This window comes from Aureitalea marina (genome assembly GCF_002943755.1).
Taxonomy (GTDB): Bacteria; Bacteroidota; Bacteroidia; order Flavobacteriales; family Flavobacteriaceae; genus Aureitalea; species Aureitalea marina.
Genome location: NZ_MQUB01000001.1, coordinates 406,596 through 430,413, shown reverse-complemented (window position 1 = coordinate 430,413; position 23,818 = coordinate 406,596). Strand labels below are relative to the sequence as shown.

Sequence of the window (23,818 nt, the reverse complement as noted above, 5' to 3'; positions counted from 1 at the left end):
CATTAGAACGTCTCTCCGGCTTCTTTGAGTTTCTCCGTATTATTGACCAGCTGCAACTCGTCTACTATCTTCTGAATGTCCCCATCTATAATGTTGCTTAGATCATAGAGGGTCAGATTGATCCGATGATCAGTAACCCTTCCCTGTGGGTAATTATAGGTACGGATCTTGGCAGAACGGTCCCCGGAAGTAACCATTGAACCTCTTTTTTCCGCATCTTCAGCCTGTTTTTTGGCTAGTTCGAGGTCGTACAACCGAGAACGAAGGACTTTAAATGCTTTCTCTTTATTCTTGTGCTGAGACTTCTGATCCTGACATTGGGCCACGAGTCCGGTTGGCTCGTGGGTTAATCTTACCGCAGAATAGGTCGTATTCACCGATTGCCCCCCTGGTCCTGAAGAGCAGAAGTAATCAATGCGGACATCTTTAGGGTCTATCTCTACGTCAAATTCTTCGGCCTCAGGAAAAACCATGACTGTAGCAGCACTGGTATGAACGCGCCCTTGGGTCTCAGTCTGAGGAACACGCTGAACCCGGTGCACACCAGCTTCGAACTTTAAGACACCGTAAACATCTTCTCCCGTGATCTCGAACTGGATCTCTTTGTATCCTCCGCTGGTACCTTCGTTAAAATCGACCACACTGATCTTCCAACCCCGGCCCTCGCAATATTTGGTATACATCCGAAATAGATCACCAGCGAAAATACTGGCCTCATCTCCTCCTGTACCGGCACGGATCTCCATGACCGCATTCTTTGAATCTTCAGGGTCCTTGGGTACCAGGAGAAAACGAATCTCCTCCTCTAAACCAGGCAAGGCGCCTTTGGCCTCATCATATTGCATTTTAGCCATCTCGACCATTTCGGCATCGCTGCCATCGGAAATGATCTCCTCCGCTTCCTGCAGGTTATCGTGTAAGGTGACATATTGCTCTCGTTTATCCATCAGGATCCTCAAGTCCTTGTACTCTTTATTGAGCTGGATATACCTTTGCTGATCAGAAATGATATCTGGTTGAATGATCAGGTCGCTGACCTCATCGAATCGCTGTTTGACAATGGCTAATTTTTCGAGCATTCCGTTCATGATCTCCCCCGCTTAGTGGTGGTTAAAATTACAACAATTGAGCTAATCTGATCTTAATATTGAAAGCTGCCGTGCGGGCTTTCTATGGTCAACCTGGCGCCAGGATCTGCTTCCACCCGACCAACGATCTGGGCATCGAGCTTAAAACTTGCAGCAAGATCGATTATTATGCCGGCAATGGTCTCAGGGACATAAAGCTCCATTCGGTGCCCCATATTGAAGACCTTATACATTTCTTTCCAGTCCGTACCACTTTCACGCTGGATCAGATCGAAAAGGGGAGGAATTTCAAATAGATTGTCCTTGATCACGTGCACTCCATCAACAAAGTGAAGGACCTTGGTCTGGGCTCCCCCACTACAGTGAACCATCCCATGGATCAAATTACGGTCTATCTCGTCTAGAAGGGCCTTGATAACCGGAGCATAGGTTCTGGTTGGAGACAAGACCAACTGGGCCGCATTAAGTGGACTACCAGCAACTGCATCGGTTAGTCCAACGGTACCGGAGTATACTAATTCTTCCGGAACTGCCGGATCATAGCTCTCCGGAAAACGCGTAGCCAGTAGTTTATTAAAAACATCGTGTCTGGCTGAAGTCAACCCATTGCTTCCCATACCACCATTATAGCCTTGCTCGTAAGAGGTTTGACCAAAGGAAGACAAACCAACAATGACATCACCTGAACGAATGTTGGCATTGTCAATGACCTCACTACGCTTCATTCGTGAGACAACGGTAGAGTCGACAATGATGGTCCGAACCAGATCGCCGACATCTGCTGTCTCTCCGCCTGTCGAATAGATATCCAAACCATGGTCCCGGAGATCCTGCAGAAGCTCTTCTGTCCCATTGATAATGGCGGAGATAACTTCGCCCGGGATCAGGTTCTTGTTGCGTCCAATAGTAGATGACAACAAAATATTACCGGTTGCACCAACACAGAGTAGATCATCTATGTTCATGATCAATGCATCTTGAGCAATTCCTTTCCAGACGGACAAATCACCGGTTTCCTTCCAATACATATAGGCCAAGGAAGACTTCGTACCGGCACCGTCCGCATGCATGACGACGCAATGATCTGGACTACCAGTCAAATGGTCCGGGACAATCTTACAAAAGGCCTTGGGAAATAGTCCTTTATCTACATTTTTAATGGCCTGATGAACGTCTTCCTTACTGGCGGAAACTCCCCGCTGCGCATATCGATCTGAGCTAGAATTCATAGCTGCAAAGGTAAAAAAGAAAACCTCATGGTTTCCCATGAGGTCTTCACTAATATCTAATTAGAATTCGCTATTTCCAGAACGCCATAAAGGCATCCATAAACAACATGGTTCTGGTACGTCCGCCGTCCTCATCACCCACCACATTGACCTCGAAAACATCACGTCTTGAACGTCCGTCGTTGGAAGTATTCGTAAATATTACGAAAGCTTCGTTTGGAGAGAAGAAGGCTTGAATATCATTGGTCCCATCTGGTTTTTCTCCAGAGATATCAGTAGTTGATTGATCAGTTCTGTCATAAATGAAGATTCTGGAATCGAATCGACGGTAACCAGGATTTTCTTGTCCAGATACATCGTAGGTATAAACTAAGGTGTTGTTGGTAGCTGACAAGCTAACACTGTTTGCAGCTCCCGAAACATTGTCAATAACAGTGTCACTGACCACACCTGACATATCTGTTAAGTAAATACCGATATCATATCCACGTTGATCATTCACTTTGATCGCTATTAAATCCAAAGTTTCATTAATATCGACTTCAGAGATGAAGCGCCCGTCTTCAATTTTGTAAACCAATTCACGTCCTTGCCCGTTGCTATTGATTCGCCAGAGTCGTTCGAATTCCGGGTAGTAGATCATATCACTATCCGTCGGCCAAGCAAAACTGATCTCATTTGGATCGAAACCACTTGGCTTCACGGTATTGGTAACACGGCGGACATTGCTACCATCACGTTCCATCGTATATATATCTGCGTCTGCTCCATTCGTTCTTAAGAAAGCGATCAAATTAGCAGCAACGTTCAATTTAGGACGATAGCTATTCCTGTCGCTTGGGGTAAGTTGAAATTCGTTACCACTTTCGTCGGCAGAGAAAATGACATTGTTGCCATTTACGGTCCTTGTGAAAAAGAAACGGTTATCCACTGGCGGTCCATCTACGGTAAAGGTTCCTACTGGACTGAGAACAGATTGGGTATTGATTCCGTCATTGGCAGAAACTTGCCAGAAATATTTGGTATCCATCATCAATTCTGAATACACTAAGGAATCATTGCTCAAATCCTCAAACAACAAAACATCGTTATTCGCATCATTTCTGAGTTCTAAAGTGTAAGTGATAGGATCTTCTTCAGGATCTGAGGAAGACCATTTGAATACCACTTCAATACCAGAGATCAACTCATTCTGAGATGGAGAATTAAGCTGAGGTGCCGTAGGCGGCCTGTTATTGGTCGTAGATCGTTCTAGCTCAAAAACAACCTGGGTGGTGCTGTTTCCAGTCACCGTAGCTGGTTGAGCGGTGGTTATATAAAGTTCGCTTTCGGCAGTGACCACATAATCATTCACCGGAATCTCATTCATCTCGTAGTTTCCTGAACTATCCGTAAAGACAGTATTAGAAGTAGGATTAGTAGAGATCTTTGCATTAGGTATCGGGGTATTGGATCCCGCTTCGACCACTTTTCCTCGTAAATTTCCAATTTGATTCTCACTTACTCTGTCTTCGTTACAAGAAAAGGTAAAGATCAACAAGAGGACGCTCGTCCACATCAAGTAGGTTTTCTTATCCATCATTGTCTTCATTATTGGTTGTTTGAGTTAGCTTCTTTATTCTTGTTTCTGGCTCCAAATTGATAGTTGACACCAAAACCGAAGTTGATATAATAATCGTCTCTTCGACCCTGAACGAGATTATCCAGTTGATCTGTAAAGGCAAAATTCCAATCTCCTGTCAATTCTAACGATACCCGATCAGAAACCCGATAATCCAAACCTAAACCAGCCTTCAGCTGGAAATAGGAATCCCATTTGCTGTTGAATTGGGTATCCGTATCATCGGCATAGAGCAAAAGCCCCGGACCTCCATACACCTTGGGTGAGAGACGATCGTTCGGTAAGATGGTAAAATCGAGCAACAAGGTCTGGCTCAGCCACCAGGTTCTTTCTTCCGGGGTAGAATTGAGCCTGAAGATCTCAAAATCGGCACCAAGCGCAAAATGCGGATACAATCTGTATTTGTAGGAAAGACCTGCTCGGAAATCAAGAACACTGCTGTCATAATCTCCATCCATCAAGGATAGTCCCAAACTTGGAGTGATAACATGACGAAAGTCCTGAGGAAGATACTGTCGCTCGTAAAGCGTAGTGGATTCCTCCAACTCTTTTTCGGCCATGTAAGCATCTACCAGCTGCTGGTCTTTTTCTTCTCCTTCCAGCGTACCCCAGAGGTCATCTTTGATACCTTCCAGGATCAGAAGTTCTACAGCACGTTCGATAGCTTCTTGAACGGCCAATTGCGTGGGCTCATTCTTGGTGAATCCGGTTTCTACTTCCAACAGACGTTCGAAATTCACAAAACGAAATATTCCAACATCCACAGCCTGAGATAAAATGGTCTTGGAAACGTTCACTGTTTTTAGAACCTCACCAGTATTGGTGGAAACGGCTCGAAGATAAACCGTGATACGATCCTGGCGATATTCAGCAGAACCACCTACACCAAAGTATCGGGCGCCTACTCCACCGGTCATGATATTGGTATCGTAGGAAATCACACCTCCTTCAAGGAGCATTCCTGCAAATAAAAGAGGATTCAAGCGCTGAGGAGGGTTGTTGGCGTCGCTGTACTCGTCTCGAGTACTGCGGATGATATTCCGTTCTCCTAAAAGGTTGTTTAGATTTTCCCGTTCAATGGGTCTGAACCATTTAGAGTCTTCCAGGGCCTTGACTAAAATGGTCGTAGCACCTTGTGTAACGGCAGTACTGAAACTGGAAACATTCTCCAGGTTCTTGTACTGACCAGTCTGATCCTTGAAATTGTATACCCCTACCACAATCGGCTCCGCCGGTGGTGGTAGTTCCCTTAAGTCTTTAGTTGCCTCGGTAATTTCGGATATCCTTGCATCCTGAGGCCCCGTGGGTTGGTTCCAATACGCACCACAACCTGAAAGTAGAAATGGGAGCGCAAATAATAAGGTTGTTTTGTAGATTTTTACCATAGGTTAAGAGGTGCTAGTTAGGAATAACGATCTGGGTCTGTTCACCCGAGAGCAGATCCAGTATGTTGACAACAAGGCCATCCAGTGAATCGAAAACTTCGAATTCGAAATTCCCGTCGGCTGAAGTCCCGGATTGTAATCCGTTTAGATCTCCCCCACCCAGTTGACCAAGTAATTGATTATTCAGGCTTTGATCCAATGCTCCGAGATTTTCCAAGCCGGGTACGGCTTGTTGGTCATCATCAAATGGATTTTGTGCATTGGCCACACTCAGTAACCAGTTACCCGCAAATGGGTCCCCTCCGAAAGCAGGATTCTTGGGAGTATAAACCAACTGCTGTCCATAAGAATAAGAACCAACAGCTAAGAAGAAAAGTACTATGAGTGAAATTCTGGTTTTCATCAGTATCGTATTTTTTGGTTCGCATTGAGTTCTTGATCCCGAAAATACTTGGACACCATCCTAACGGATTCGGCCGCATACGATCTGATAACGTCGTCTTTCGGGGGCAAAATAAACTCTAGCAGTTTATTGTTGTTTATTATTAATTCAATCTTCGAGGTATTTGCAATGGCAAATGTCTCTTTGACAGTCACCGGGTGAAGACCATTAACAGTGTTAGCCCGGTATTCATCAGCAAAATATCGATAGAAGTCCCTTCCAAATTTGGTCTTGGTATCTTCTACAGTTATTCCGCGTATACTTACTCCTCCATCCTTCTTACGACTAAAGATCGCATTATCGTTAACGACTATTCGTTTAACTTCATCGGATTCATCCCCATTTAAAACGACCCGATCCATTCCGATCAGCTGATCTTCAAGATTGTAAATTAACAAAAGAATTGTGAGTTTTCCTTGATTTTTTGTAGGAAATGTCTGAGTATCTAAATTTTTCTGCTCACCTGGACCTAGGATAAAACGTCCTGAATAGTCCTTTTTATCAGGGTTTTCACCTGAATTATCGATCAGGGAAAGGATATATCTTAAACTAAATGGGAGTTGGGTCTTATTGATGGCAGAACCCTCAATCTGAACGAATTCAGAGTTATCTAGAAGATTGATCTTCGCTTCGACCTCGGTATTGTATACCTGGCCAAATGCTAGCGTGGAGCATAGCAGTAGGCAACTAATGACCTTATGTGTTTGGAGCGGCAACAAGGCATTTCAATTTAGCGAAAGTTACGAATAATTACGGTTTGATTCCTACCTCGCATGTTGACTATCATATTTTTGGACATCCTGTTCTGTCCTTGCATGATCAAATTCTGGTTGGAACCGCGCTGTATGACAGTGGCGCTTTGGTAGCGCGTAGCTCGCATATTAGTGTGTACAAAATTGTGATTATTCCCTTGTTGCAGGACGTTCTCACGCAGCACTAATGAGCTAAGATTAACAGCGATATTGTTCTTATTTCCAAATTGATGCAACCCAACCTGCCCGGAGTATGCCTTAACATCGACATTTACCTGGTTGTAATTACCAACTTGCTGCACAGTTGTATTGACCTTTCGCGTTGTATATACCTGCTTTGTCGTTCTTTGAACAGCTTGACTATTGGTGGTCTGTTGTCTAACAGGTGTAAGTGCCGTCTTATTGGATTGGTCCAGACCAATGGTTTGGGCCTGAGAGAAATCGACCATGAACAGTACCGAAAGTACGGTCATTGTTGTTAGTAATTTCTTCATGACTAGTTTATTACAAAGGGTTAGTTAAGATGTCTTTAGAAAAGTATAGGGGCCGCAGCCCCTATACTATATAATAGTCACATCAGTGAGCTTCTAATTACTAGTTGCTCTGCGTTACGATAGAACCGTTTCCGATTCCAGCTTGAAGAACCAAGCTACCGTGACCCAGTCCAGTTTGCTGAACGTAGCTACCGTTAAAGGCACCCAGTTGTCCAACAAGAGAACCGTTAGCAGTTCCGTTCTGAAGAACTAAACTTCCGTTCGCCAAACCAGCTTGCAGTGTAATAGATCCGTTTCCAGCTCCAGCTTGGAAAGTAGCAGCACCGTTAGCAACACCTAGTTGACCAGTGAAACTCCCGTTACCAACACCTAACTGAGCAGTCAAGCTTCCGTTGAAAGCACCAATTTGGATAGTAGCAGAACCGTTACCAGCTCCAGCTTGCAATGTAGCTGATCCATTAGAAAGACCTAGTTGACCAGTGTACTGACCATTCTCAATTCCAGCTTGAAGAACCAGAGATCCGTTAGTTTCACCAGTTTGCTCAACTTCTGATCCGTTACGACGGCCTAGTTGACCTACGAAAGATCCGTTGGCAAGACCATCTTGCTCTACGCGAGAACCATTAGCTCTCCCACCTTGACCTACATAAGAACCGTTAAAGTCACCATCCTGGTTAACGATAGATCCATTACGACGTCCAATTTGAAGAACGTAAGAACCATTGTAAGTTCCTTGTTGGATAGTGTACTGTCCGTTACGACGACCGAATTGGTTAACATCAGATCCGTTGTAGTCACCTAGTTGTACAACAGCTGATCCATTAGCGCGTCCTTCTTGGTAAACATCAGATCCATTATAGTCACCATCTTGGTACACAAAAGATCCGTTACGACGTCCTAGTTGAACAACTAAAGAACCGTTAGCAGTTCCTTCCTGGTATACGTAAGATCCGTTAGCGCGTCCTTGTTGGTATACCAAAGATCCATTCGATGATCCATCCTGGATAACTTCCGAACCGTTACGACGTCCGATCTGGATAACAGCAGAACCGTTGCCAGTTCCATCTTGCTCTACGCGAGATCCGTTAGCACGACCAAACTGACCTACATAAGATCCGTTAAAGCTCCCGTCCTGATTTACGATAGATCCGTTACGACGTCCCCACTGCTCAACATAGGATCCGTTGAAGGAACCTTGTTGGATAGTGTACTGTCCGTTACGACGACCAAACTGATTTACATCTGATCCGTTGAAGGAACCTAGTTGTACAACAGCTGATCCGTTACGACGTCCTAATTGGTATACATCAGAACCATTGAAACCTCCGTCTTGGTATACAAAAGATCCGTTACGACGACCTACTTGATCAACGTCAGAACCATTGAAACCACCATCTTGATAAACGAAGGATCCGTTCTCAATACCAAACTGATTAACGGAAGAACCGTTAAAGCCTCCGATTTGAAGCACTTGAGAACCGTTGGCGATTCCAAACTGACCTACTTGAGATCCGTTTCCAGTACCAAACTGGTCCACGTCAGAACCATTAAAGGCTCCGATTTGCGTAACCAGGGATCCATTGACTGCACCCACTTGATTTACGTTCGAGCCATTCCCGACACCTAGCTGCAAGACAGCACTGCCGTTAAATTGTCCGAACATTAGCGCGCCGGTCATAAGGGCCGCCGCGCTTAACAACATTCTTTTCATAATTGTAAGGTTAAAAAAGGTTAATAAAAAAAGTTAAAAAACAAATCAAATCTGCACATTAAATTTATGGTATTAACCATAAGCTCTAATGAGTTTTACAGAGTTAGTTGTTAACAATTTGAAATTCATTTTCCTCTCAATCAGTTCGTTCTTCCTACACAAACTGTTAACAAATACCACTAGCGTGATTAAAAAAAGGGTCGGATTCTGGGGGCGAATTTTGTAAGAATGATGATTTCTCTTATATAGGTGTGGTTCTTGACTATCTCCACCTATCAGCATTCGTTTACAACTCAAAGGTTGGAAAAAATTTTGTAGGAAACAATAGGTATAAACACGTAGTAAAACTCTGACAAACAAGTTGTAGGAATTTACTTGTTAACAGCATTTAATTCTGACGATATGTCGACCAAAATATCCGTCCAAATACCAAAAATTCGACGAACTGCATTTTGTTAAATTTGTGTTAATTTTATGTTAAAGTAAGAAATTTCTCGAAAACGTTTTCGCAGTAAATTCTGACCCTAAAAATTAGCTAATATTCTGTCTTTCAAAAGCCTACTTGGTAAAGAGCAGTTCGCGGTATTTCGTTAAAGGCCAGATTTCATCGTCCACCAGTAATTCGAGTTTATCACAATGATAACGGATATCAACCAACAAAGGCCTTACATTCCTACAATAGGCAGTTGCCCTGGAAAAACCATCGTCAAGTCCATTGGCCTGTTTCCGCTCTTCGACCATTTCGTCGATATTGGAGTGTATTTTAGCAATATGCCCGCTAATGGATCGAATCAACTTGATCTGCTGGGCTCCTATTTCCTCATAGCTATCGGGAAAGATAGATTTCAGACCCTCAACGTTCTCGATCAACACATTCTGATACTGAACGGCTGTTGGAATCACATGATTACGGGCTACATCACCCAATACACGTCCCTCTATTTGCAGGCGAAGGGCATATTCCTCGAATTGGATCTCCTGCCGGGCTTTTAATTCTACCTGGTTGAGTATATGCAGTCCTTCGTACAAGTCGATGGCCGCCGTGGATGTTGAAGCCATTAGTGCATCCGGAGTAGAGACATGATTACTCAATTTGCGTTTTGCCGCCTCCTCTCTCCAAGGATCACCATATCCATCTCCCTCAAAGCGAATTCTTTTCGACGCCGTAATGTATTCCCTCAACACATTGAAGATAGCATCATCTTTCTTCAATCCTTGTTGGTCGATCAGCTGGTCCACCTCCTTTTTAAAATCGATCAGCTGCCTGGCTACAATCGCATTGAGCACCGTCATAGGCAAAGCACAATTTGCGCTCGATCCTACTGCCCTTAATTCAAATTTATTTCCTGTAAAGGCGAAAGGAGAGGTGCGGTTGCGATCGGTGTTGTCCAGGAGAATCTCCGGGATCTTACCGACCACATTCAGTTTGAGGTCTGTTTTCTCTTTGGGCGATAGTTTCCCTTCAGTCACCTTTTCCAGTTCGTTCAGGACTTCGGTCAGCTGAGAGCCTATGAAAACGGAAATGATGGCCGGTGGGGCTTCGTTGGCGCCCAGTCGGTGATCATTCCCGGCCGAAGCCACCGATGCCCGGATCAATTCTTCATAGCGATTAACTGCCATGATCGTATTGACAAAAAAGGTCAGGAACTGTAAATTTTTCATCGGAGTGGTTCCGGGACTAAGCAGGTTGATTCCCGTATCGGTAGCCAAGGACCAATTGTTGTGTTTTCCACTTCCATTGATCCCTTTAAAAGGTTTCTCGTGGAATAATACCTTAAAGTGATGCCGGTCTGCCACCTTATCCATCACATCCATGATGAGCGAATTATGATCTACGGCAAGGTTAGCTTCTTCAAAGATGGGGGCCAGTTCAAATTGATTTGGCGCAACCTCATTGTGCCTGGTCTTGACCGGTATACCCAACAACATACATTCGGACTCCAAGTCCTTCATATAATTAAGGACACGTGTCGGTATGCTCCCAAAGTAATGATCGTCCAATTGTTGACCCTTTGCCGAGGCATGCCCCAATAAAGTTCTGCCAGCCATCATAATATCGGGGCGAGAAGCGGCGAGAGCCTTATCTATAAGGAAGTATTCCTGTTCCCATCCCAGGGTAGCATTTACCTTGCTCACATTCTTATCGAAATAACGAGCTACATCGGTCGCGGCCTGATCAACAGCCTGCAATGCTCTAAGCAAGGGCGTTTTGTGATCCAGGGCCTCCCCCGTATAACTGACAAAGATGGTAGGAATACAAAGGGTTGTTCCATAGATAAAGGCCGGGGAACTTGGATCCCAGGCAGTGTACCCCCTGGCTTCGAAGGTATTTCTAATCCCGCCATGAGGAAAACTTGAAGCATCAGGTTCCTGTTGGACCAGCTGCCCTCCTTCAAATCGTTCCAACGAATCACCTCTGGAGTTAATATCGAAGAAAGCGTCGTGCTTTTCTGCTGTCGATCCTGTCAAAGGCTGAAACCAGTGCGTATAATGAGTAGCGCCCAAACCTATGGCCCATTCTTTCATAGCAACCGCAATTTGATCGGCTATGGCCCGGTCGATCTTCTTTCCTTTTACTATGGCATTCTCAGTTGCCTGAACGGCATCTTGCGTCAAATGCCGAGTCATCTTGTCAAGATCGAATACCTGCTTTCTGAATTGATCGGACCTGCGAGTACTTTCGTGGGTCTCTATCGGCTGTCTGTTGACTGCATCCCGAAGGGCGTAAAAACGTAGGGTTGACATCTTAGGAAGTTTGCCCAAAGATAGTCCATTCCTTGTTAAATTTTGAGATTTCATCAATAGCACCCCAAAAAAATGGGGGTTATTGACAATAATTTAATAATGTTAACAATTTACCCCTAAAAAAACAGGCGTATTGTTTAGGTAGTATTTATATTTGCACGGTCTAAAACATTTATTTTCACGGTTATGAGTAAATCAAAGCTCGAGTATATCTGGCTGGATGGGTACAAGCCCACACAAAACATGAGAAGTAAGACCAAGGTCGAAGATAATTTTAGTGGTAAACTGGAGGATTGTCCGATCTGGTCATTTGATGGGTCATCAACGAAACAAGCGGAAGGGAACTCTTCGGATTGTCTGTTGAAACCGGTTGCCATCTATCCTGACCCTGCACGGGATAATGGATATCTGGTGATGACCGAAGTACTAAACTCGGATGGAACACCGCATGAGTCTAATGCTCGTGCAACTATCGATGACGATGACAACGACTTTTGGTTTGGTTTCGAACAAGAGTACTTCATCATGGATAAGGATACTCAGTTGCCACTAGGTTTCCCAATTGGGGGATATCCAGGACCTCAAGGAATGTATTATTGTTCAGTAGGTGGAAGAAACACTCACGGTCGTGATTTCGTTGAGGAACACGCTGATCTATGTATCGCAGCAGGCCTCAACTTTGAAGGAATCAACCAGGAAGTGGCCAGTGGACAATGGGAATTTCAATTGTTTGCCAAAGGCGCCAAAAAAGCAGGTGACGAGATCTGGGTTGCCAGATATCTGTTGGACCGATTGACCGAAAAATACGGTTACTATATCGAATACCACCCAAAACCTGTTAAGGGAGATTGGAACGGTAGTGGAATGCACGCCAACTTCTCCAACTCCTTATTACGCGAGTGCGGATCCAAGGAAATCTATATGCAGATCTGCGAGGCATTCCGTCCGGTAACCAAAGAACATATCGAGGTGTACGGAGAATTTAATGACCAACGATTGACAGGATTGCATGAAACGGCCTCCATCAATGATTTCAGTTACGGAATCTCAGACCGTGGAGCATCCATCCGTATTCCGATTATCACTGTAGAAAAAGGCTGGAAAGGCTGGTTGGAAGACCGTCGTCCTGCATCGAACGGTGATCCATACAAAATTGCTGGGCGCATCATCAAGACCGTTAAGTCTGCCGAAGTGCTAGTGAGTTAAGTTTAAGTGATGTTGGTAAGAGAGCGCCTTTTTTTGGGCGCTCTTTTTTTATAAGAAAGCCAGTAGAACAAAGGTCAAATAAGCCAGGAAAAGAATAGACCCCTTCCCTCGTCCTATCTGGAACTTGACCGGCAGGAAGGCCATGGGTAACAAGATAGCCGCAAAACCGATCATCCAGAAGATATCATTGGTCAACACCTGGTCATCCTTTAAGGTGATGGGTTGGATCATGGCGGTAATTCCAAGCACGGAAGCAATATTAAAGATGTTGGACCCTATCAAATTCCCTAGGGAGATAGCTTTCTCTCTTTTAATAGCCGCAATAACGGAGGCCGCCAACTCAGGTATACTTGTTCCAACCGCGATCATGGTGACGGCTATTACGCGTTCGCTCACACCCATGCGGGTAGCAAGATCAATAGCTCCGTTAACCAACAGTTCACTTCCTCCCCAAAGAGAAACCCCACCAATGAGTAACCAGATCAGAACGCGCCAGGGAGATACCTTGGCCAGAGCGTCATCCACCTCCTCAAAAGCCTGCTTTTTCTTTTGTTTTGCGGCTCGGGCCAATAGCATCCACAGATAACTGACCAAGAGGGTAAATAAAAAGAGTCCCTCCCATCTGGAGATCACTCGGCCGGTATACAGTAAAATATAGAGGACTACAGAAAGTACCATCATGACCGGCCAATTCAGCTTGTAAAAATCACGATCGATCATCAAGGCCGATATTAATGCCGTAACTCCCAATACAAGTCCGATATTGGCAATATTGGACCCGATCACATTGCCCAGGGAGATATCGCTCAATCCATCGAGTGCAGCATTCACGCTGACCAGTAACTCCGGTGCTGATGTAGCAAAGGAAACAATGGTCAGACCAATGACCATTTTAGATAATTTCAGCTTGAAGGACAGAGCCACTGAGGCTCGCACAAGGAACTCACCTCCCAAGACCAGAAGGGCAAGACCTATAATTATAAATAGTACCGGAATCATAATAGCTGTGAGGGAACGAAGATAGCAAGAATTCGAAGCATTTGATCGACCCCTACCCTGCAAATGACATCGGTCAATTGCAATAATTAACTAAATTTTAAGTTATATAACTGCATTTATAGTTGGATAACTAGAAAAATAGTTTTAGGTTTGATCTATCAAGTATTCAATATGGAGCGATTAACGAACAAAGAAGAAGAGATCATGCAGGCCCTGTGGGCCCTGGAACGCGGTTTTGTAAAGGACATCCTATCCAAGCTTCCGGAGGAGAATCACTACAATACAGTATCAACAGTGGTTAGAAATCTTGAAGAAAAAGGGTTTGTTGGTCACCAGGCCTACGGCAAGACCCATCAGTATTTCCCAGTCGTGAGTAAAGAAGAATACACCCGTAAATTCATGAAGGTCGCCCTAAAAAGATACTTTGACAATAGCTACAAAAGCATGGTCTCCTTTTTTGCCAAGGAAGAAGACATCAGTGCCGATGAGCTGCGTGAGATATTGGAACTGATCGAAAAAAAGAAGTAGGTATGGAGTGGATAGTGTATTTGATCAAATCGGCTGGGGTACTGAGTTTGTTCTACCTCATCTACATCTTCTTACTGAGAGGAGAAACTCTTTTTAAGGGAAATCGTCATTTCCTGCTTTCGGGGATGTTAGTTGCCGTCTTATTCCCCCTACTTAAATGGACCAGGGTAACCTATGTACAAGCGGATCCGGCAAATTCCGCAGGGGATTTCATTCCTATTGCGACGGAAACCACAGCCCTCACTGAGGTCTCCACTTCCCTACCCTGGAACGATATACTATTCTATGTCTACTTAGTCGGTGTACTTGCACTAAGCCTGCGTTTTGGGTTTCATCTCTGGAGCCTGTTCAGACTAATTCACCGCCGACCTCGATTTAAGCGACAAGGGTTTACATATGTAAAGGTTGACAGGGAGATCAAACCTTTTTCCTTTTTCCGGCTCATAGTCTTCAACCCGGAAATGCACAAGGCAGAGGAACTTCAGATGGTACTTGCTCACGAACAGGCTCACGTGCGGCAGCTGCACTCCATTGACCTTTTACTATCCAATCTGCTGATCATCGTGCAGTGGTGGAATCCACTGACCTGGCTTTACCGAAAAAGCCTGGAGGAGAACCTAGAGTTCCTGGCCGATCACGATACGGCGCAGCGTGTTCAGTCGATCAAACAATATCAATTGGCATTGGTAAGAGCCTCATCAAGCTCGTTTAGCCCAATGCTGATCAATTCCTTTTATCAATCATTCATCAAAAAACGAATACTCATGTTAAACAAACCCGATTCTAAACAACGCAATTTCCTGAAGGCCGCTTTGATCCTACCTGCCCTGGCGGTATTCCTATGGAGCTTTAACGTACAGGAGGAAATTCAGGTTATTCCTTCAGATCCTGTTACCGTAGGCCAGGGATACCCTCCTGCGGAGGCCGGTCTCACTTCGACTATTCCAGGTGCGGATTCAGATGTCCAGGCAAAATTAGCCACCACCACGGCAACTTATCCGGCGGTCGCCGAGACCATAGCGTCCGATGATAGCCCTGCCAAATTAGCCACAACTTACAATTCTTATCCAGTGGCTAAAGTTAGCAGTGAGACCATAGTTTCAGACCCTATTCTTGCCACTGGTTATCCTACTCAAATAAGCAAGGTCATTGTTCGCATCGATAAGAATACATCGGAGGCTCAACTCAAGGAAAAACAAATGTATTTGAAGGAGCAAGGGATCAACCTGGACTACGATAAACTGGATTACAACGACCAGGGCGAACTAACCGGGATTAGTCTGTCGATATCTAGCGACAATGCCAATAGCAATTACAACATTAATGGAGACGAACCCATTTCTGAAATCATTATCAGTATTTCAGACAATGGAATAGCCATTGGTTCATCGGAAGGATCTTACAGACGAGCATTGGAAATGCAAAAACGATATGAAGAACGAGCAGCGGCTGCCGAAGCCAGAGGCTATGCACGGGCAAAAGAGCGTGAAGCCATGATGGCAGAGCGCGAGATGGAAATGAAAGAGCGCTTGGCGGCAAGAGAAGAGGAGTTAGCCAGACGCTTGGAAGATCAGAACCGTGCCCGAGTGGCCATGGCAAAGAGCAGAGCTATAGCCCGTACCAAAGACCAGTCTTACGCAATAGCCGGATACTCAAGCCGAGGTGGAGTCACCATCGATAAGGACACGACTGACGAAGAATTAGCCAGGTACAAGCAAGAACTCGCTCGTCACGGTGTGGAGTTTAACTACAAGAGAGTTAAGCGCAATGATGCAGGTGAGATCATCAGCCTGAAGTACACCGTAAAGAAAAACGGGGAGGAAAGCCAGACCTCCATTAAATCAAATGGTCAGCCAATCAAAAGGACGCGGATCGGTTATTAAACAACCGATTCTGTAGATAAACCTCCCAAAACGGGAGGTTTTTTTATTTGTATTTTGGTCTCATGCAGAAACAACTTTTTCGCGCTCTTGCCAAACTAAATAAGGCAGTTCTACCTAGTTTCTCAAAACAGCGCATAGATCTTAGCAAAGCATCTAAGTGGTAGTTGATACTCTTCGCCTATCGCTTGTGGGTAACTAAAAATTCCCTGGATTAGGGATAACTGAGCAGGCTTTCTACCGGAAAACCATTCAGTTTCTCACGGCCATTCAATTCTACCAATTCCATAATGAAATTGCACTGCACGATCTCCCCGCCTAAACGCTGGATCAGGTTGCAGGCAGCTTTGGCCGTACCGCCGGTTGCCAACACATCGTCATGTAACAGGATACGTTCTCCCTTGTTGATCCCATCTTTATGGATCTCTACCGAGTCCGCTCCATACTCCAGCTCATAGAATTCCTTCTCTATGGCATAAGGAAGTTTGCCAGGTTTACGGATGGGAACAAATCCTGCATTCAATTTGTTAGCCATCATGGAACCAAAAAAGAACCCTCGTGACTCGATGGCAACCACTTTATCTATTTTGAGATCAGCAGCCCTTTCCAGCAACATTTGCAGACAATGATCACTAGCAGCAGGATCCATGAGTAATGGAGTAATATCTCTAAAGGCGATCCCGCGTTTGGGAAAATGAGGAATGGTACGTATATGTGAGGTCAGGTCCATAGGTGTTTTTATCAGAATGCTTGTCCATAAAGTTAAAAAGAAATATATTTGCCCCCACAATTAAAACGGCCTCGTGGCGCAACTGAATAGCGCATCTGATTACGGCTCAGAAGGTTGCAGGTTTGAATCCTGCCGAGGTCACATCAAGTAAGAAACCACAGCATTTTGGCTGTGGTTTTTTCGTTTACGAACAAACCGAACTTGTTCGAGTTTGGAAGTAAACGGAAAAATCAAAAACGGCAGCCAATGGCTGCCGTTTGTGGTTTCTTACTTGCAGAAGAGAGCTCAAAGGATCACGAGCGAAGTGAGTAATCCTGAGACATAACCCTTGCCAGCGCACCAGCTGGCTCCTCGCTAACTAATGTCCACCGGACATTAGTTTTTCTTCGAAAACACTCCGTCCGGTTTCTTACTTGCAGAAGAGAGCTCAAAGGATCACGAGCGAAGCGAGTAATCCTGAGACATAACCCTTGCCAGCGCACCAGCTGGCTCCTCGCTAACTAATGTCCACCGGACATTAGTTTTTCTTCGAAAACACTCCGTCCGGTTTCTTACTTGCAGAAGAGAGCTTAAGAGATTACGTTAGTCACCCTAAAGACTTTTTGATCCTCAAGTCGAAGTCATGTCAGGAACTTTGCGAAGCAAAGAATCCTGTCTGCTGAGTCCGGTACGAATAAATAACCTACATAATTCCTGGGCCCTATACACTAAATCAACTTCCAATATTAGGCTGCGGAGCGGCAACCATTCCTTCTTCAGGCCATCGAAACTCAACTGAATAGACATCACCCTGAAATACATCAGATTGAAGAAGCGATTAATCGATAGTAAAAAACATTCTATCGATACTTTATGGTTTTTCATCGTTTGAAAAAGACTTGAGGTCATTTTCTTATTTCCTTTACTCTCAGACAGAAATAAAAAAAAAATGAAAAGCTCATTACGAATTTTAGTAGCACTGATTATCACAAATTTAAATGCTCAAGTAGGGGTTAATACAACTACGCCGACCAGCATGCTCGATGTAAACGGTACTGCACGCATAAGAAGTTTGGCTGTTCCTTCCAATGGCCTAGCAGGCAACCTGAAAATGATAGTTGCGTCAGATTTGGGTGAACTGTTCGAACTTGAAAGTCCAGATCTTCACGTGAAAAATGGCCAGATTGTCGTGGAGAACAATTCATCAGACCGGGAAAAAGTGACGAAAATTGAAACAAACTTCAATACAAAAAACAACTGGGACTTGGACTTAGATGGAGCGAATTCAGATACTTCAACCTTTATAATTGAACGCACAGGAGGGGGTGAGTTGAAAATAAAGGGAATTCAGAATGGTACGGAAGGTAAACGAATTCGTATCGTGAATAACTCTGACAAAGACATGAAATTTGAGGAGTCGAACATTAACCCACCCTCGGACCGCATCTACATTTATACCAAAGAGGACAAACTAAAATGGAGTTCTGCATTATTGGTATATACGACTGAAGTAAATGGAGGGCATTGGCTCCTGCTAGACTATGATGGAGATTAAAAAGTTAACTAATTTAAATCACAATAAAATGAATCAAAGATTATTATCTAAAGGCATTCTGTTGGTCCTAATTATGTTGACCGCAGAATTAAATGCCCAAGAAGTAGGAATTCGCTTCGGTGAAGTAGCCCGAAATAACGTAGCAGTTGATGCCGTGTTTAACACAAGTTCAAGTAGAGTACATGCAAATCTTTCTTTTGGTAACAACGGAGTTGGTGTGGACGCCCTTTGGGATTTTGTTTACAAAAACCTTGGTGGCGAGGCATTCAATTGGTACCTGGGTGCTGGCCCCTCGGCCAATTTTGGAGATAGTGCTTTCTATTTGGGCGTGAGCGGTGAGATAGGTATCGAATATTTGTTTACGGGTGTACCAATAACCTTAGGTTTAGATTACAGGCCTACCTTCTGGATTGTGGAAAACACAGACTTCGAATGGGGTGGATTCGGATTAAATGCAAGATGGCGATTTGGAGGTTAATTCAATAGAAATAACCATTGGGTGGAAAAGTTGAAGACTTGTAAATGTTTAAAATATAAGTACTTTCAAACAATAATTAATTACCTGAAAAATTGAAGAGCAGCTCAATCGCCGCTCTTCAATTTTTTTGATGTGAAAAGTCTAAAAGCAAAGAACCTCATGAACATCACTGTAATAAGGTAAAGTATGTCAGGACTATCCCGGCGGTGGCGGAATATGCATATCGTAATCAGCGGCGGTCTGGATAACCTGTTGAATGATCTCCTGGGAAACAGATCTGGACTGAGCGTCTTGCTCCCCTTCCGGGATACCAAGTGTCTCAAAGAAGTCCCTGAAACCCTTTGGACTATGGATATTGATCCACTTACAAGGTTTATCAGTCTTATTGCTGAAGGTGTGCATGGTATTGGGCGGAAGGTCTACTGATTGGCCGGCAGTCACCGTTCTGATCGCACCATTGATGATAAATTCCATTTCACCTTCCAGAATAAGAAAAGACTCTTCCATATGGTGGTGTGAATGCGGTGGAGGACCGGGAACATGAGGTGGAGTTTCGGCCATCATCAGATCGTAATTTCCTGTTGTGTCATAAGGGGTTACTTTGTGCCCAAGTACCCAATGTGTGATTGATTGTTTCATTTTATGAGATATTAGTCTCATGAACAAAGACTATATCAACGCTGGACGTCGCAACCAAAAACAAAAGACTCGTCAACGCATCTTGTCCGGAGCCCAGGATCTATTGAATTCAAAAGGCAGTTTTACCTTAGAGGATGTAGCTGAATGCAGCGGTATGTCTAGGGCGACTGTTTATCGTTACTTCTCCAGCGCTGAGGCGCTTTCACTGGAAGCAGCCCTTGATCTGACGACCAATTCTCCGGAAGAAGTTCTTGAATCCGTAAAAGCTAATCACAACTCGGGAGTTACTTTAGAAATTCAACAATACTTCCATGACCTCGCGATCACCAATGAATCCGTCTTTAGAAAATATCTGAGCGTGGTGATAACCCAACCACCTGAAGGTCGTGTCAGAGGCGCACGCAGACATCAAACTTTGGAACTTGCCCTTACCAAACTCAATCTTGGAATTTCTGCAGAAGAGCGGGCCAAATTGATAGTGGTAGCTACAGTGCTTATGGGAATTGAACCCATCATTGTGACCAAGGATGTCTGTGGGCTCAATGATCAAGACTCACTAGAAGCCTTATCCTGGGGACTCGAAATGATCCTAAAGGGCATTCAGAAATAAAGATCCCACCAGAAGACCGCAAATACCGGTATTTGATCTAGAAAGCATCAACTTAGAAATGGGCATTACTTTGCCTTTGCCCAATTCTGGGAATTCTATTAATTTAGATTCCAGACTTAAGACCCTTATGACTTCCCAATCTGATCATAAAGAATCCACTCATACTGCTCTAGCCCTTATAGCGGGGGCATTGATCGGGGTGGGACTGGGTATCTACCTGGCTAACTCTGACAAAGATTGGGGGTTCGATAAGATTAAATCGCGACTCCAAGGCAATGATGATGAAGACACGAGTCAGACTGAAGAGAATAAACCTTCGATGAAGGAGGAAATTAAGGATACCCTGGACCAGGTGGTCTCCAATTTGAGTTATAAGGCAGATGATCTCATTGTCGCCTTAGAAGCTAAGCTGGCCGAGTTAAAAGAAAAGAACGCCCAATTCCAAAAGTAGATCATGGCATTCGAAGACGTCAAGGAATCCACCGATCAAATCCAACAGGACACCCAGGAGTACCTGGAACAGACCGAGGCCTACATCCAACTAAAAATATTTCAGGTACTGATGAAAATGGTGGTTGGTTCCATTCAGTTCATTATACTGGGCCTATTGGGCAGCATCATCTTTTTATTGCTTTCCATCGGATTGGCGGTTTATCTGGGAGAGTATCTGGACAATGTAATAGCGGGGTACTTGTTAGTTGCGGGAGGATATGCGGTCTTAGGTCTTATACTCTATGTACTGCGCAACAGCTTAAATAAAAGGATCATCGGTCGTTTTTCGACCCTCTTTTTCGAACAGGAATGAAAAAACACTACGAATCCTTCGAGGAGATAGAGAAGGAGTTGGCCATGATTCGCCTAAAAAGGCAGATCGCAGCGGAATCCATCCGGTTTACTGTGAATAAGACCAAGGATCAATTGAGCCCGGACAATTTGGTAGTCCAAACCACGGATTGGTTTCGAAAGGTCCTTTTAGGGCTCATTACCAAAAAAGCACTTAAAAGTATCGTACATTTAATTCAGAAAAAATCTTAATACATCTACCTATTATGAAAAAATTACTCATTCTGCTCATTTTTATGTTTGGCCTTACCGCGACAGCCCAAGAAGTTGGGGTCCGTTTTGGGGAGGTCGCCAGAAACAACGTGGCCATTGATGCCGTATTCAACACTTCCGCAAGTAGGATCCACGCCAATGCCTCCTTTGGTAACAACGGGGTGGGCGTTGACGTACTATGGGATTTCATCTTCCGACAAATTAGCGGTGAGTCCTTTTATTGGTACGCCGGTGTAGGGCCATCCATGAACGTAGGAGACGATGATTTTTACTTAGGAGCCAGTGGTGAGATCGGACTGGAGTACCGCTTTAACAGTGTACCAATTGCCATCGGACTGGATTACCGACCAACCTTTTGGATTGTTGAGGACACCGATTTCGAATGGGGTGGATTCGGACTTAATGCCCGTTGGATTTTTGGAAAATAATTTTTGGATATGATATTGATCAGGCCGACACGCTGTGTCGGCCTTTTTTTGTGGTAAGCGGTCTACATTTGATACAGTTGCAATAGGTATTGTAATTGTGTTAAAACAAGTCACCATGAAACAGTTGAATTTCCTTTCGTCCATCAGATCGTTCTTCAGCCAGTTCAAAAGAACTCATTCAGCAATTGACACCAATGAAAAAGGAAGCTTTCTGAAGCGATTTGATCCCCTGGAGGAGGTAGATCTAACCTTCTGCTAAGATAGATAGCTTATCGGTTGGATTCTCTATTCGTCCTTGGTGAAAGGCTGAGACGATAATGCTATTTTTGTCGTGTCATGCTGTTCAATCGACCATATGGATTAGGTATATGCCTAATCGCCATCTTATTATTGAGTTGTAGCCGGTCTACCAACTTAGGTACATTTAAAGGAAATTGGAAAAGCACTCCCCAGGAGATAACCTTGAGATGGGAACCTCGTCCTTGGCGATATCTCTATTACATGGGTGAGGCCGAGCTGCACTTGCAGATCCAAGAAGACTCCGTCAGGGGTCAGTTTGGTCAGTCTCAACTTACCGCAGTCTCAATCATAAAGATCAAATCGGGATCGCGAATTCGACCGGCAGAGTTGGAGTTTACCGCTTCTGTGAACAAATTATTTCCCAACGATCCCATTCCCGAGAAAGAACTGACTTTTCTTCTCAGATTGGATAAAGATGGCCGGATGAAAAGCAAAGTTTGGTTGAGCAATTATGGTAGTGAATTCAAAGTAGTTGATCTGGAACTAATACAGCAATAATGAAATTCAAGCCCGCCTCTCCGGCCGTTTTATGGACCATCGTCCTTGCCCAGTTTTGCTGCACCTCACTTTGGTTTGCCAGCAACGCGGTTATCGGTCCTATTTCGGAGGCCTACGGTCTCAGCGAGACGGCCCTTGGCCACCTGACCTCGACGGTTCAGCTAGGCTTTATCGGCGGGACACTGATCTTCGCCTGGTACTCCTTTTCAGATCGGTTCTCACCCAGCAGGGTATTCTTTGTTTCAGCTTTGCTTGGCGCGATGGCCAATCTGGGATTGAATTGGGTGGACAATACATTGGAGTCTCTTTTGGCGTTCCGATTTTTAACGGGCTTCTTTCTAGCAGGTATCTACCCAGTGGGCATGAAGATCGCCGCAGATCATTTTGATAAAAACTTGGGGCGCTCCCTGGGATTCCTTGTGGGTGCCCTTGTACTAGGCACGGCCTTCCCACACTTGGTCGAGGGTGTGAATTGGAATCCCGACTTCAGGAACGTAATCTGGAGTATTAGCCTTATCGCGGCCCTGGGAGGACTAGTCGTATTGATATTTGTTGGTGACGGCCCTCACCGCCAAGCCGGAAGGGGTTTTCGTCCCAGGGCTATGTTTGCGCTGTTCAAGCAGTCGGAATTCAAATATGCCGCCTTTGGATACTTCGGACATATGTGGGAGCTTTACGCTTTTTGGACCTTCGCCCCTGTAGTTATGCTCCACATGGCTCGATCTACAGAAACCAGTCTGCCTAATCCCTCTCTCTGGAGTTTTGGAATTATCGCTATCGGGAGTATAGGATGCGTTCTGGCCGGACTGGGATCACCTCGATATGGCATTAGAAAAATGGCCTTTATAGCCCTGAGTCTTTCAGGACTTTGTTGTTTATTGTCTCCCTTGATCTTTGGGCTATCTGCGCTTTGGCCTGCATTGATACTCTTAATATTCTGGGGTGTGGCAGTCATTCCAGACTCTCCTATGTTCTCCAGCCTGGTGGCCAAAAATGCCAACCCGGATCTAAAAGGTACTGCCCTAACCCTGGTCAACGGAATAGGTTTCGCTCTGACCATTGTCAGTATTCAACTGATCAACTGGATAAGTATTCGATGGAGTTTCGAGTTTTGGTTATTTCCCTTGGTGGCGGGCCCTATACTAGGCCTTTGGTGTCTGCGCAGAATGGGATCTTAATGAATTTCCGCGCTGAGGCCTGCCTGGTGCAATTTGGTACAGCGGGGTTTCAGATCATCAAAAGGCCCGGTCTTCACCGTGCACTTGCCTTTAAAGTGAACAATCAAAGAGCATTGTTCGGCCTGTTCCGGAGTGTGATCGCAGGTGGCTATTAAGGTTTCAATGACGTGATCGAAGGTGTTGACATCATCGTTGTACAATACCAATTCATTCTCCTGGACAGTTTCCTCTTCCAGCAGTAACTCCTCTTCCGTCCGTTCTTTGGTGCTTATCCACATAACGCCTTC

General features: G+C 44.6%; 26 protein-coding genes and 1 tRNA gene. 14 read left to right on the top strand and 13 right to left on the bottom strand.

The features are described from left to right. Positions 1-2: 2 nt before the first annotated feature. The 9 genes from prfA to BST85_RS02000 all read right to left on the bottom strand — a co-directional run bounded on the left by prfA (position 3) and on the right by BST85_RS02000 (position 11,467). On the bottom strand, positions 3-1,079 hold the full coding sequence (prfA, locus tag BST85_RS02045) for a peptide chain release factor 1 (protein WP_104813866.1): 1,077 nt from the start codon (positions 1,077-1,079) through the stop codon (positions 3-5). A gap of 62 nt (positions 1,080-1,141) precedes the next feature. After that, positions 1,142-2,317 (bottom strand): AIR synthase related protein, encoded by a 1,176-nt coding sequence (locus BST85_RS02040; protein WP_104813865.1) that lies wholly within the window; start codon positions 2,315-2,317, stop codon positions 1,142-1,144. Positions 2,318-2,387: 70 nt separating this feature from the next. Continuing rightward, on the bottom strand, positions 2,388-3,908 hold the full coding sequence (locus BST85_RS02035) for a carboxypeptidase-like regulatory domain-containing protein (RefSeq protein WP_104811736.1): 1,521 nt from the start codon (positions 3,906-3,908) through the stop codon (positions 2,388-2,390). Next, positions 3,908-5,323 (bottom strand): CsgG/HfaB family protein, encoded by a 1,416-nt coding sequence (locus tag BST85_RS02030; RefSeq protein WP_104811735.1) that lies wholly within the window; start codon positions 5,321-5,323, stop codon positions 3,908-3,910. The genes BST85_RS02035 and BST85_RS02030 overlap by 1 nt, the downstream gene beginning before the upstream one ends. A 13-nt stretch (positions 5,324-5,336) precedes the next feature. Then, positions 5,337-5,726, bottom strand: coding sequence for a curli assembly protein CsgF (locus BST85_RS02025; protein ID WP_104811734.1), 390 nt, complete (start codon positions 5,724-5,726; stop codon positions 5,337-5,339). After that, complete coding sequence (locus tag BST85_RS02020) at positions 5,726-6,484, bottom strand: CsgE family curli-type amyloid fiber assembly protein (protein WP_104811733.1); 759 nt, start codon at positions 6,482-6,484, stop codon at positions 5,726-5,728. The genes BST85_RS02025 and BST85_RS02020 overlap by 1 nt, the downstream gene beginning before the upstream one ends. A gap of 11 nt (positions 6,485-6,495) precedes the next feature. Further along, positions 6,496-7,011, bottom strand: a complete 516-nt coding sequence (locus BST85_RS02015; protein WP_146090622.1) for a hypothetical protein — start codon at positions 7,009-7,011, stop codon at positions 6,496-6,498. Between the two features lie 100 nt (positions 7,012-7,111). Continuing rightward, positions 7,112-8,722 carry a hypothetical protein gene (locus tag BST85_RS02010; RefSeq protein WP_104811731.1) on the bottom strand — a complete coding sequence of 537 codons (1,611 nt, stop codon included), beginning with the start codon at positions 8,720-8,722 and terminating at the stop codon, positions 7,112-7,114. Between the two features lie 558 nt (positions 8,723-9,280). Then, entirely contained in the window at positions 9,281-11,467 is a 2,187-nt protein-coding gene (locus BST85_RS02000) for a glutamine synthetase III family protein (protein ID WP_104811729.1), read from the bottom strand. A 186-nt stretch (positions 11,468-11,653) separates the two neighbouring features. Between BST85_RS02000 and BST85_RS01995 the strand changes: the two genes are divergently transcribed. Beyond that, positions 11,654-12,673, top strand: a complete 1,020-nt coding sequence (locus BST85_RS01995; RefSeq protein ID WP_104811728.1) for a glutamine synthetase beta-grasp domain-containing protein — start codon at positions 11,654-11,656, stop codon at positions 12,671-12,673. A gap of 48 nt (positions 12,674-12,721) precedes the next feature. Here BST85_RS01995 and BST85_RS01990 read toward each other — a convergent pair whose 3' ends face one another. Further along, positions 12,722-13,669: a calcium/sodium antiporter gene (locus tag BST85_RS01990; protein WP_104813864.1), complete on the bottom strand. Its 948-nt coding sequence runs from the start codon at positions 13,667-13,669 to the stop codon at positions 12,722-12,724. Positions 13,670-13,843: 174 nt separating this feature from the next. On the opposite strand from BST85_RS01990, the gene BST85_RS01985 reads away from it, so the two are divergent. Continuing rightward, positions 13,844-14,200 carry a BlaI/MecI/CopY family transcriptional regulator gene (locus tag BST85_RS01985; RefSeq protein WP_104813863.1) on the top strand — a complete coding sequence of 119 codons (357 nt, stop codon included), beginning with the start codon at positions 13,844-13,846 and terminating at the stop codon, positions 14,198-14,200. 2 nt (positions 14,201-14,202) lie between these two features. Continuing rightward, positions 14,203-16,083, top strand: a complete 1,881-nt coding sequence (locus tag BST85_RS01980; protein ID WP_104811727.1) for a M56 family metallopeptidase — start codon at positions 14,203-14,205, stop codon at positions 16,081-16,083. Between the two features lie 211 nt (positions 16,084-16,294). Here the strand turns inward: BST85_RS01980 and BST85_RS01975 are convergent, their stop codons facing one another. Beyond that, positions 16,295-16,810, bottom strand: a complete 516-nt coding sequence (locus tag BST85_RS01975; RefSeq protein WP_104811726.1) for an adenine phosphoribosyltransferase — start codon at positions 16,808-16,810, stop codon at positions 16,295-16,297. Positions 16,811-16,877: 67 nt separating this feature from the next. Between BST85_RS01975 and BST85_RS01970 the strand changes: the two genes are divergently transcribed. From BST85_RS01970 to BST85_RS01955, 3 genes are all read left to right on the top strand, one after another. Beyond that, positions 16,878-16,951: transfer RNA gene (locus tag BST85_RS01970), tRNA-Arg, on the top strand. Between the two features lie 787 nt (positions 16,952-17,738). Continuing rightward, the gene (locus BST85_RS01960; RefSeq protein WP_104811724.1) at positions 17,739-18,344 is read left to right on the top strand and encodes a hypothetical protein; all 606 of its coding nucleotides are present in this window, start codon (positions 17,739-17,741) and stop codon (positions 18,342-18,344) included. Between the two features lie 28 nt (positions 18,345-18,372). Continuing rightward, on the top strand, positions 18,373-18,822 hold the full coding sequence (locus BST85_RS01955) for a hypothetical protein (protein WP_219842109.1): 450 nt from the start codon (positions 18,373-18,375) through the stop codon (positions 18,820-18,822). Positions 18,823-19,017: 195 nt separating this feature from the next. Here the strand turns inward: BST85_RS01955 and BST85_RS01950 are convergent, their stop codons facing one another. After that, the gene (locus BST85_RS01950; protein ID WP_104811723.1) at positions 19,018-19,461 is read right to left on the bottom strand and encodes a cupin domain-containing protein; all 444 of its coding nucleotides are present in this window, start codon (positions 19,459-19,461) and stop codon (positions 19,018-19,020) included. Between the two features lie 19 nt (positions 19,462-19,480). Here BST85_RS01950 and BST85_RS01945 point away from each other — a divergent pair, with 19 nt between their 5' ends. The 8 genes from BST85_RS01945 to BST85_RS01910 all read left to right on the top strand — a co-directional run bounded on the left by BST85_RS01945 (position 19,481) and on the right by BST85_RS01910 (position 23,531). After that, on the top strand, positions 19,481-20,071 hold the full coding sequence (locus BST85_RS01945) for a TetR/AcrR family transcriptional regulator (RefSeq protein ID WP_104811722.1): 591 nt from the start codon (positions 19,481-19,483) through the stop codon (positions 20,069-20,071). A 127-nt stretch (positions 20,072-20,198) separates the two neighbouring features. Then, positions 20,199-20,522 (top strand): hypothetical protein, encoded by a 324-nt coding sequence (locus BST85_RS01940; RefSeq protein WP_104813861.1) that lies wholly within the window; start codon positions 20,199-20,201, stop codon positions 20,520-20,522. Positions 20,523-20,525: 3 nt separating this feature from the next. Beyond that, entirely contained in the window at positions 20,526-20,876 is a 351-nt protein-coding gene (locus BST85_RS01935) for a hypothetical protein (protein WP_104811721.1), read from the top strand. After that, positions 20,873-21,106 (top strand): DUF6327 family protein, encoded by a 234-nt coding sequence (locus BST85_RS01930; protein ID WP_104811720.1) that lies wholly within the window; start codon positions 20,873-20,875, stop codon positions 21,104-21,106. Before BST85_RS01935 ends, BST85_RS01930 begins: the two co-directional genes overlap by 4 nt. Before the next feature lie 14 nt (positions 21,107-21,120). Further along, positions 21,121-21,555, top strand: a complete 435-nt coding sequence (locus BST85_RS01925; protein ID WP_104811719.1) for an outer membrane insertion C- signal — start codon at positions 21,121-21,123, stop codon at positions 21,553-21,555. A gap of 115 nt (positions 21,556-21,670) precedes the next feature. Continuing rightward, a complete protein-coding gene (locus tag BST85_RS14295) occupies positions 21,671-21,814 on the top strand; it encodes a hypothetical protein (RefSeq protein ID WP_181039936.1) in 144 nt (47 codons plus the stop codon). Positions 21,815-21,891: 77 nt separating this feature from the next. Then, a complete protein-coding gene (locus tag BST85_RS01915) occupies positions 21,892-22,353 on the top strand; it encodes a hypothetical protein (RefSeq protein WP_104811717.1) in 462 nt (153 codons plus the stop codon). Next, on the top strand, positions 22,353-23,531 hold the full coding sequence (locus BST85_RS01910; RefSeq protein WP_104811716.1) for an MFS transporter: 1,179 nt from the start codon (positions 22,353-22,355) through the stop codon (positions 23,529-23,531). The genes BST85_RS01915 and BST85_RS01910 overlap by 1 nt, the downstream gene beginning before the upstream one ends. On the opposite strand, the gene BST85_RS01905 is transcribed toward BST85_RS01910, so the two are convergent. Next, entirely contained in the window at positions 23,528-23,803 is a 276-nt protein-coding gene (locus BST85_RS01905; protein ID WP_104813860.1) for an ATP-dependent Clp protease adaptor ClpS, read from the bottom strand. The genes BST85_RS01910 and BST85_RS01905 overlap by 4 nt on opposite strands. Positions 23,804-23,818 lie beyond the last annotated feature (15 nt).

Coding starts and splice junctions, on each gene's coding strand:
- prfA (WP_104813866.1), bottom strand. CDS start 1,079: ATGCTCGAAAAATTAGCCATTGTCAAACAGCGATTCGATGAGGTCAGC.
- BST85_RS02040 (WP_104813865.1), bottom strand. CDS start 2,317: ATGAATTCTAGCTCAGATCGATATGCGCAGCGGGGAGTTTCCGCCAGT.
- BST85_RS02035 (WP_104811736.1), bottom strand. CDS start 3,908: ATGAAGACAATGATGGATAAGAAAACCTACTTGATGTGGACGAGCGTC.
- BST85_RS02030 (WP_104811735.1), bottom strand. CDS start 5,323: ATGGTAAAAATCTACAAAACAACCTTATTATTTGCGCTCCCATTTCTA.
- BST85_RS02025 (WP_104811734.1), bottom strand. CDS start 5,726: ATGAAAACCAGAATTTCACTCATAGTACTTTTCTTCTTAGCTGTTGGT.
- BST85_RS02015 (WP_146090622.1), bottom strand. CDS start 7,011: ATGAAGAAATTACTAACAACAATGACCGTACTTTCGGTACTGTTCATG.
- BST85_RS02010 (WP_104811731.1), bottom strand. CDS start 8,722: ATGAAAAGAATGTTGTTAAGCGCGGCGGCCCTTATGACCGGCGCGCTA.
- BST85_RS02000 (WP_104811729.1), bottom strand. CDS start 11,467: ATGTCAACCCTACGTTTTTACGCCCTTCGGGATGCAGTCAACAGACAG.
- BST85_RS01995 (WP_104811728.1), top strand. CDS start 11,654: ATGAGTAAATCAAAGCTCGAGTATATCTGGCTGGATGGGTACAAGCCC.
- BST85_RS01985 (WP_104813863.1), top strand. CDS start 13,844: ATGGAGCGATTAACGAACAAAGAAGAAGAGATCATGCAGGCCCTGTGG.
- BST85_RS01980 (WP_104811727.1), top strand. CDS start 14,203: ATGGAGTGGATAGTGTATTTGATCAAATCGGCTGGGGTACTGAGTTTG.
- BST85_RS01975 (WP_104811726.1), bottom strand. CDS start 16,810: ATGGACCTGACCTCACATATACGTACCATTCCTCATTTTCCCAAACGC.
- BST85_RS01960 (WP_104811724.1), top strand. CDS start 17,739: ATGAAAAGCTCATTACGAATTTTAGTAGCACTGATTATCACAAATTTA.
- BST85_RS01955 (WP_219842109.1), top strand. CDS start 18,373: ATGAATCAAAGATTATTATCTAAAGGCATTCTGTTGGTCCTAATTATG.
- BST85_RS01950 (WP_104811723.1), bottom strand. CDS start 19,461: ATGAAACAATCAATCACACATTGGGTACTTGGGCACAAAGTAACCCCT.
- BST85_RS01945 (WP_104811722.1), top strand. CDS start 19,481: ATGAACAAAGACTATATCAACGCTGGACGTCGCAACCAAAAACAAAAG.
- BST85_RS01940 (WP_104813861.1), top strand. CDS start 20,199: ATGACTTCCCAATCTGATCATAAAGAATCCACTCATACTGCTCTAGCC.
- BST85_RS01935 (WP_104811721.1), top strand. CDS start 20,526: ATGGCATTCGAAGACGTCAAGGAATCCACCGATCAAATCCAACAGGAC.
- BST85_RS01930 (WP_104811720.1), top strand. CDS start 20,873: ATGAAAAAACACTACGAATCCTTCGAGGAGATAGAGAAGGAGTTGGCC.
- BST85_RS01925 (WP_104811719.1), top strand. CDS start 21,121: ATGAAAAAATTACTCATTCTGCTCATTTTTATGTTTGGCCTTACCGCG.
- BST85_RS14295 (WP_181039936.1), top strand. CDS start 21,671: ATGAAACAGTTGAATTTCCTTTCGTCCATCAGATCGTTCTTCAGCCAG.
- BST85_RS01915 (WP_104811717.1), top strand. CDS start 21,892: ATGCTGTTCAATCGACCATATGGATTAGGTATATGCCTAATCGCCATC.
- BST85_RS01910 (WP_104811716.1), top strand. CDS start 22,353: ATGAAATTCAAGCCCGCCTCTCCGGCCGTTTTATGGACCATCGTCCTT.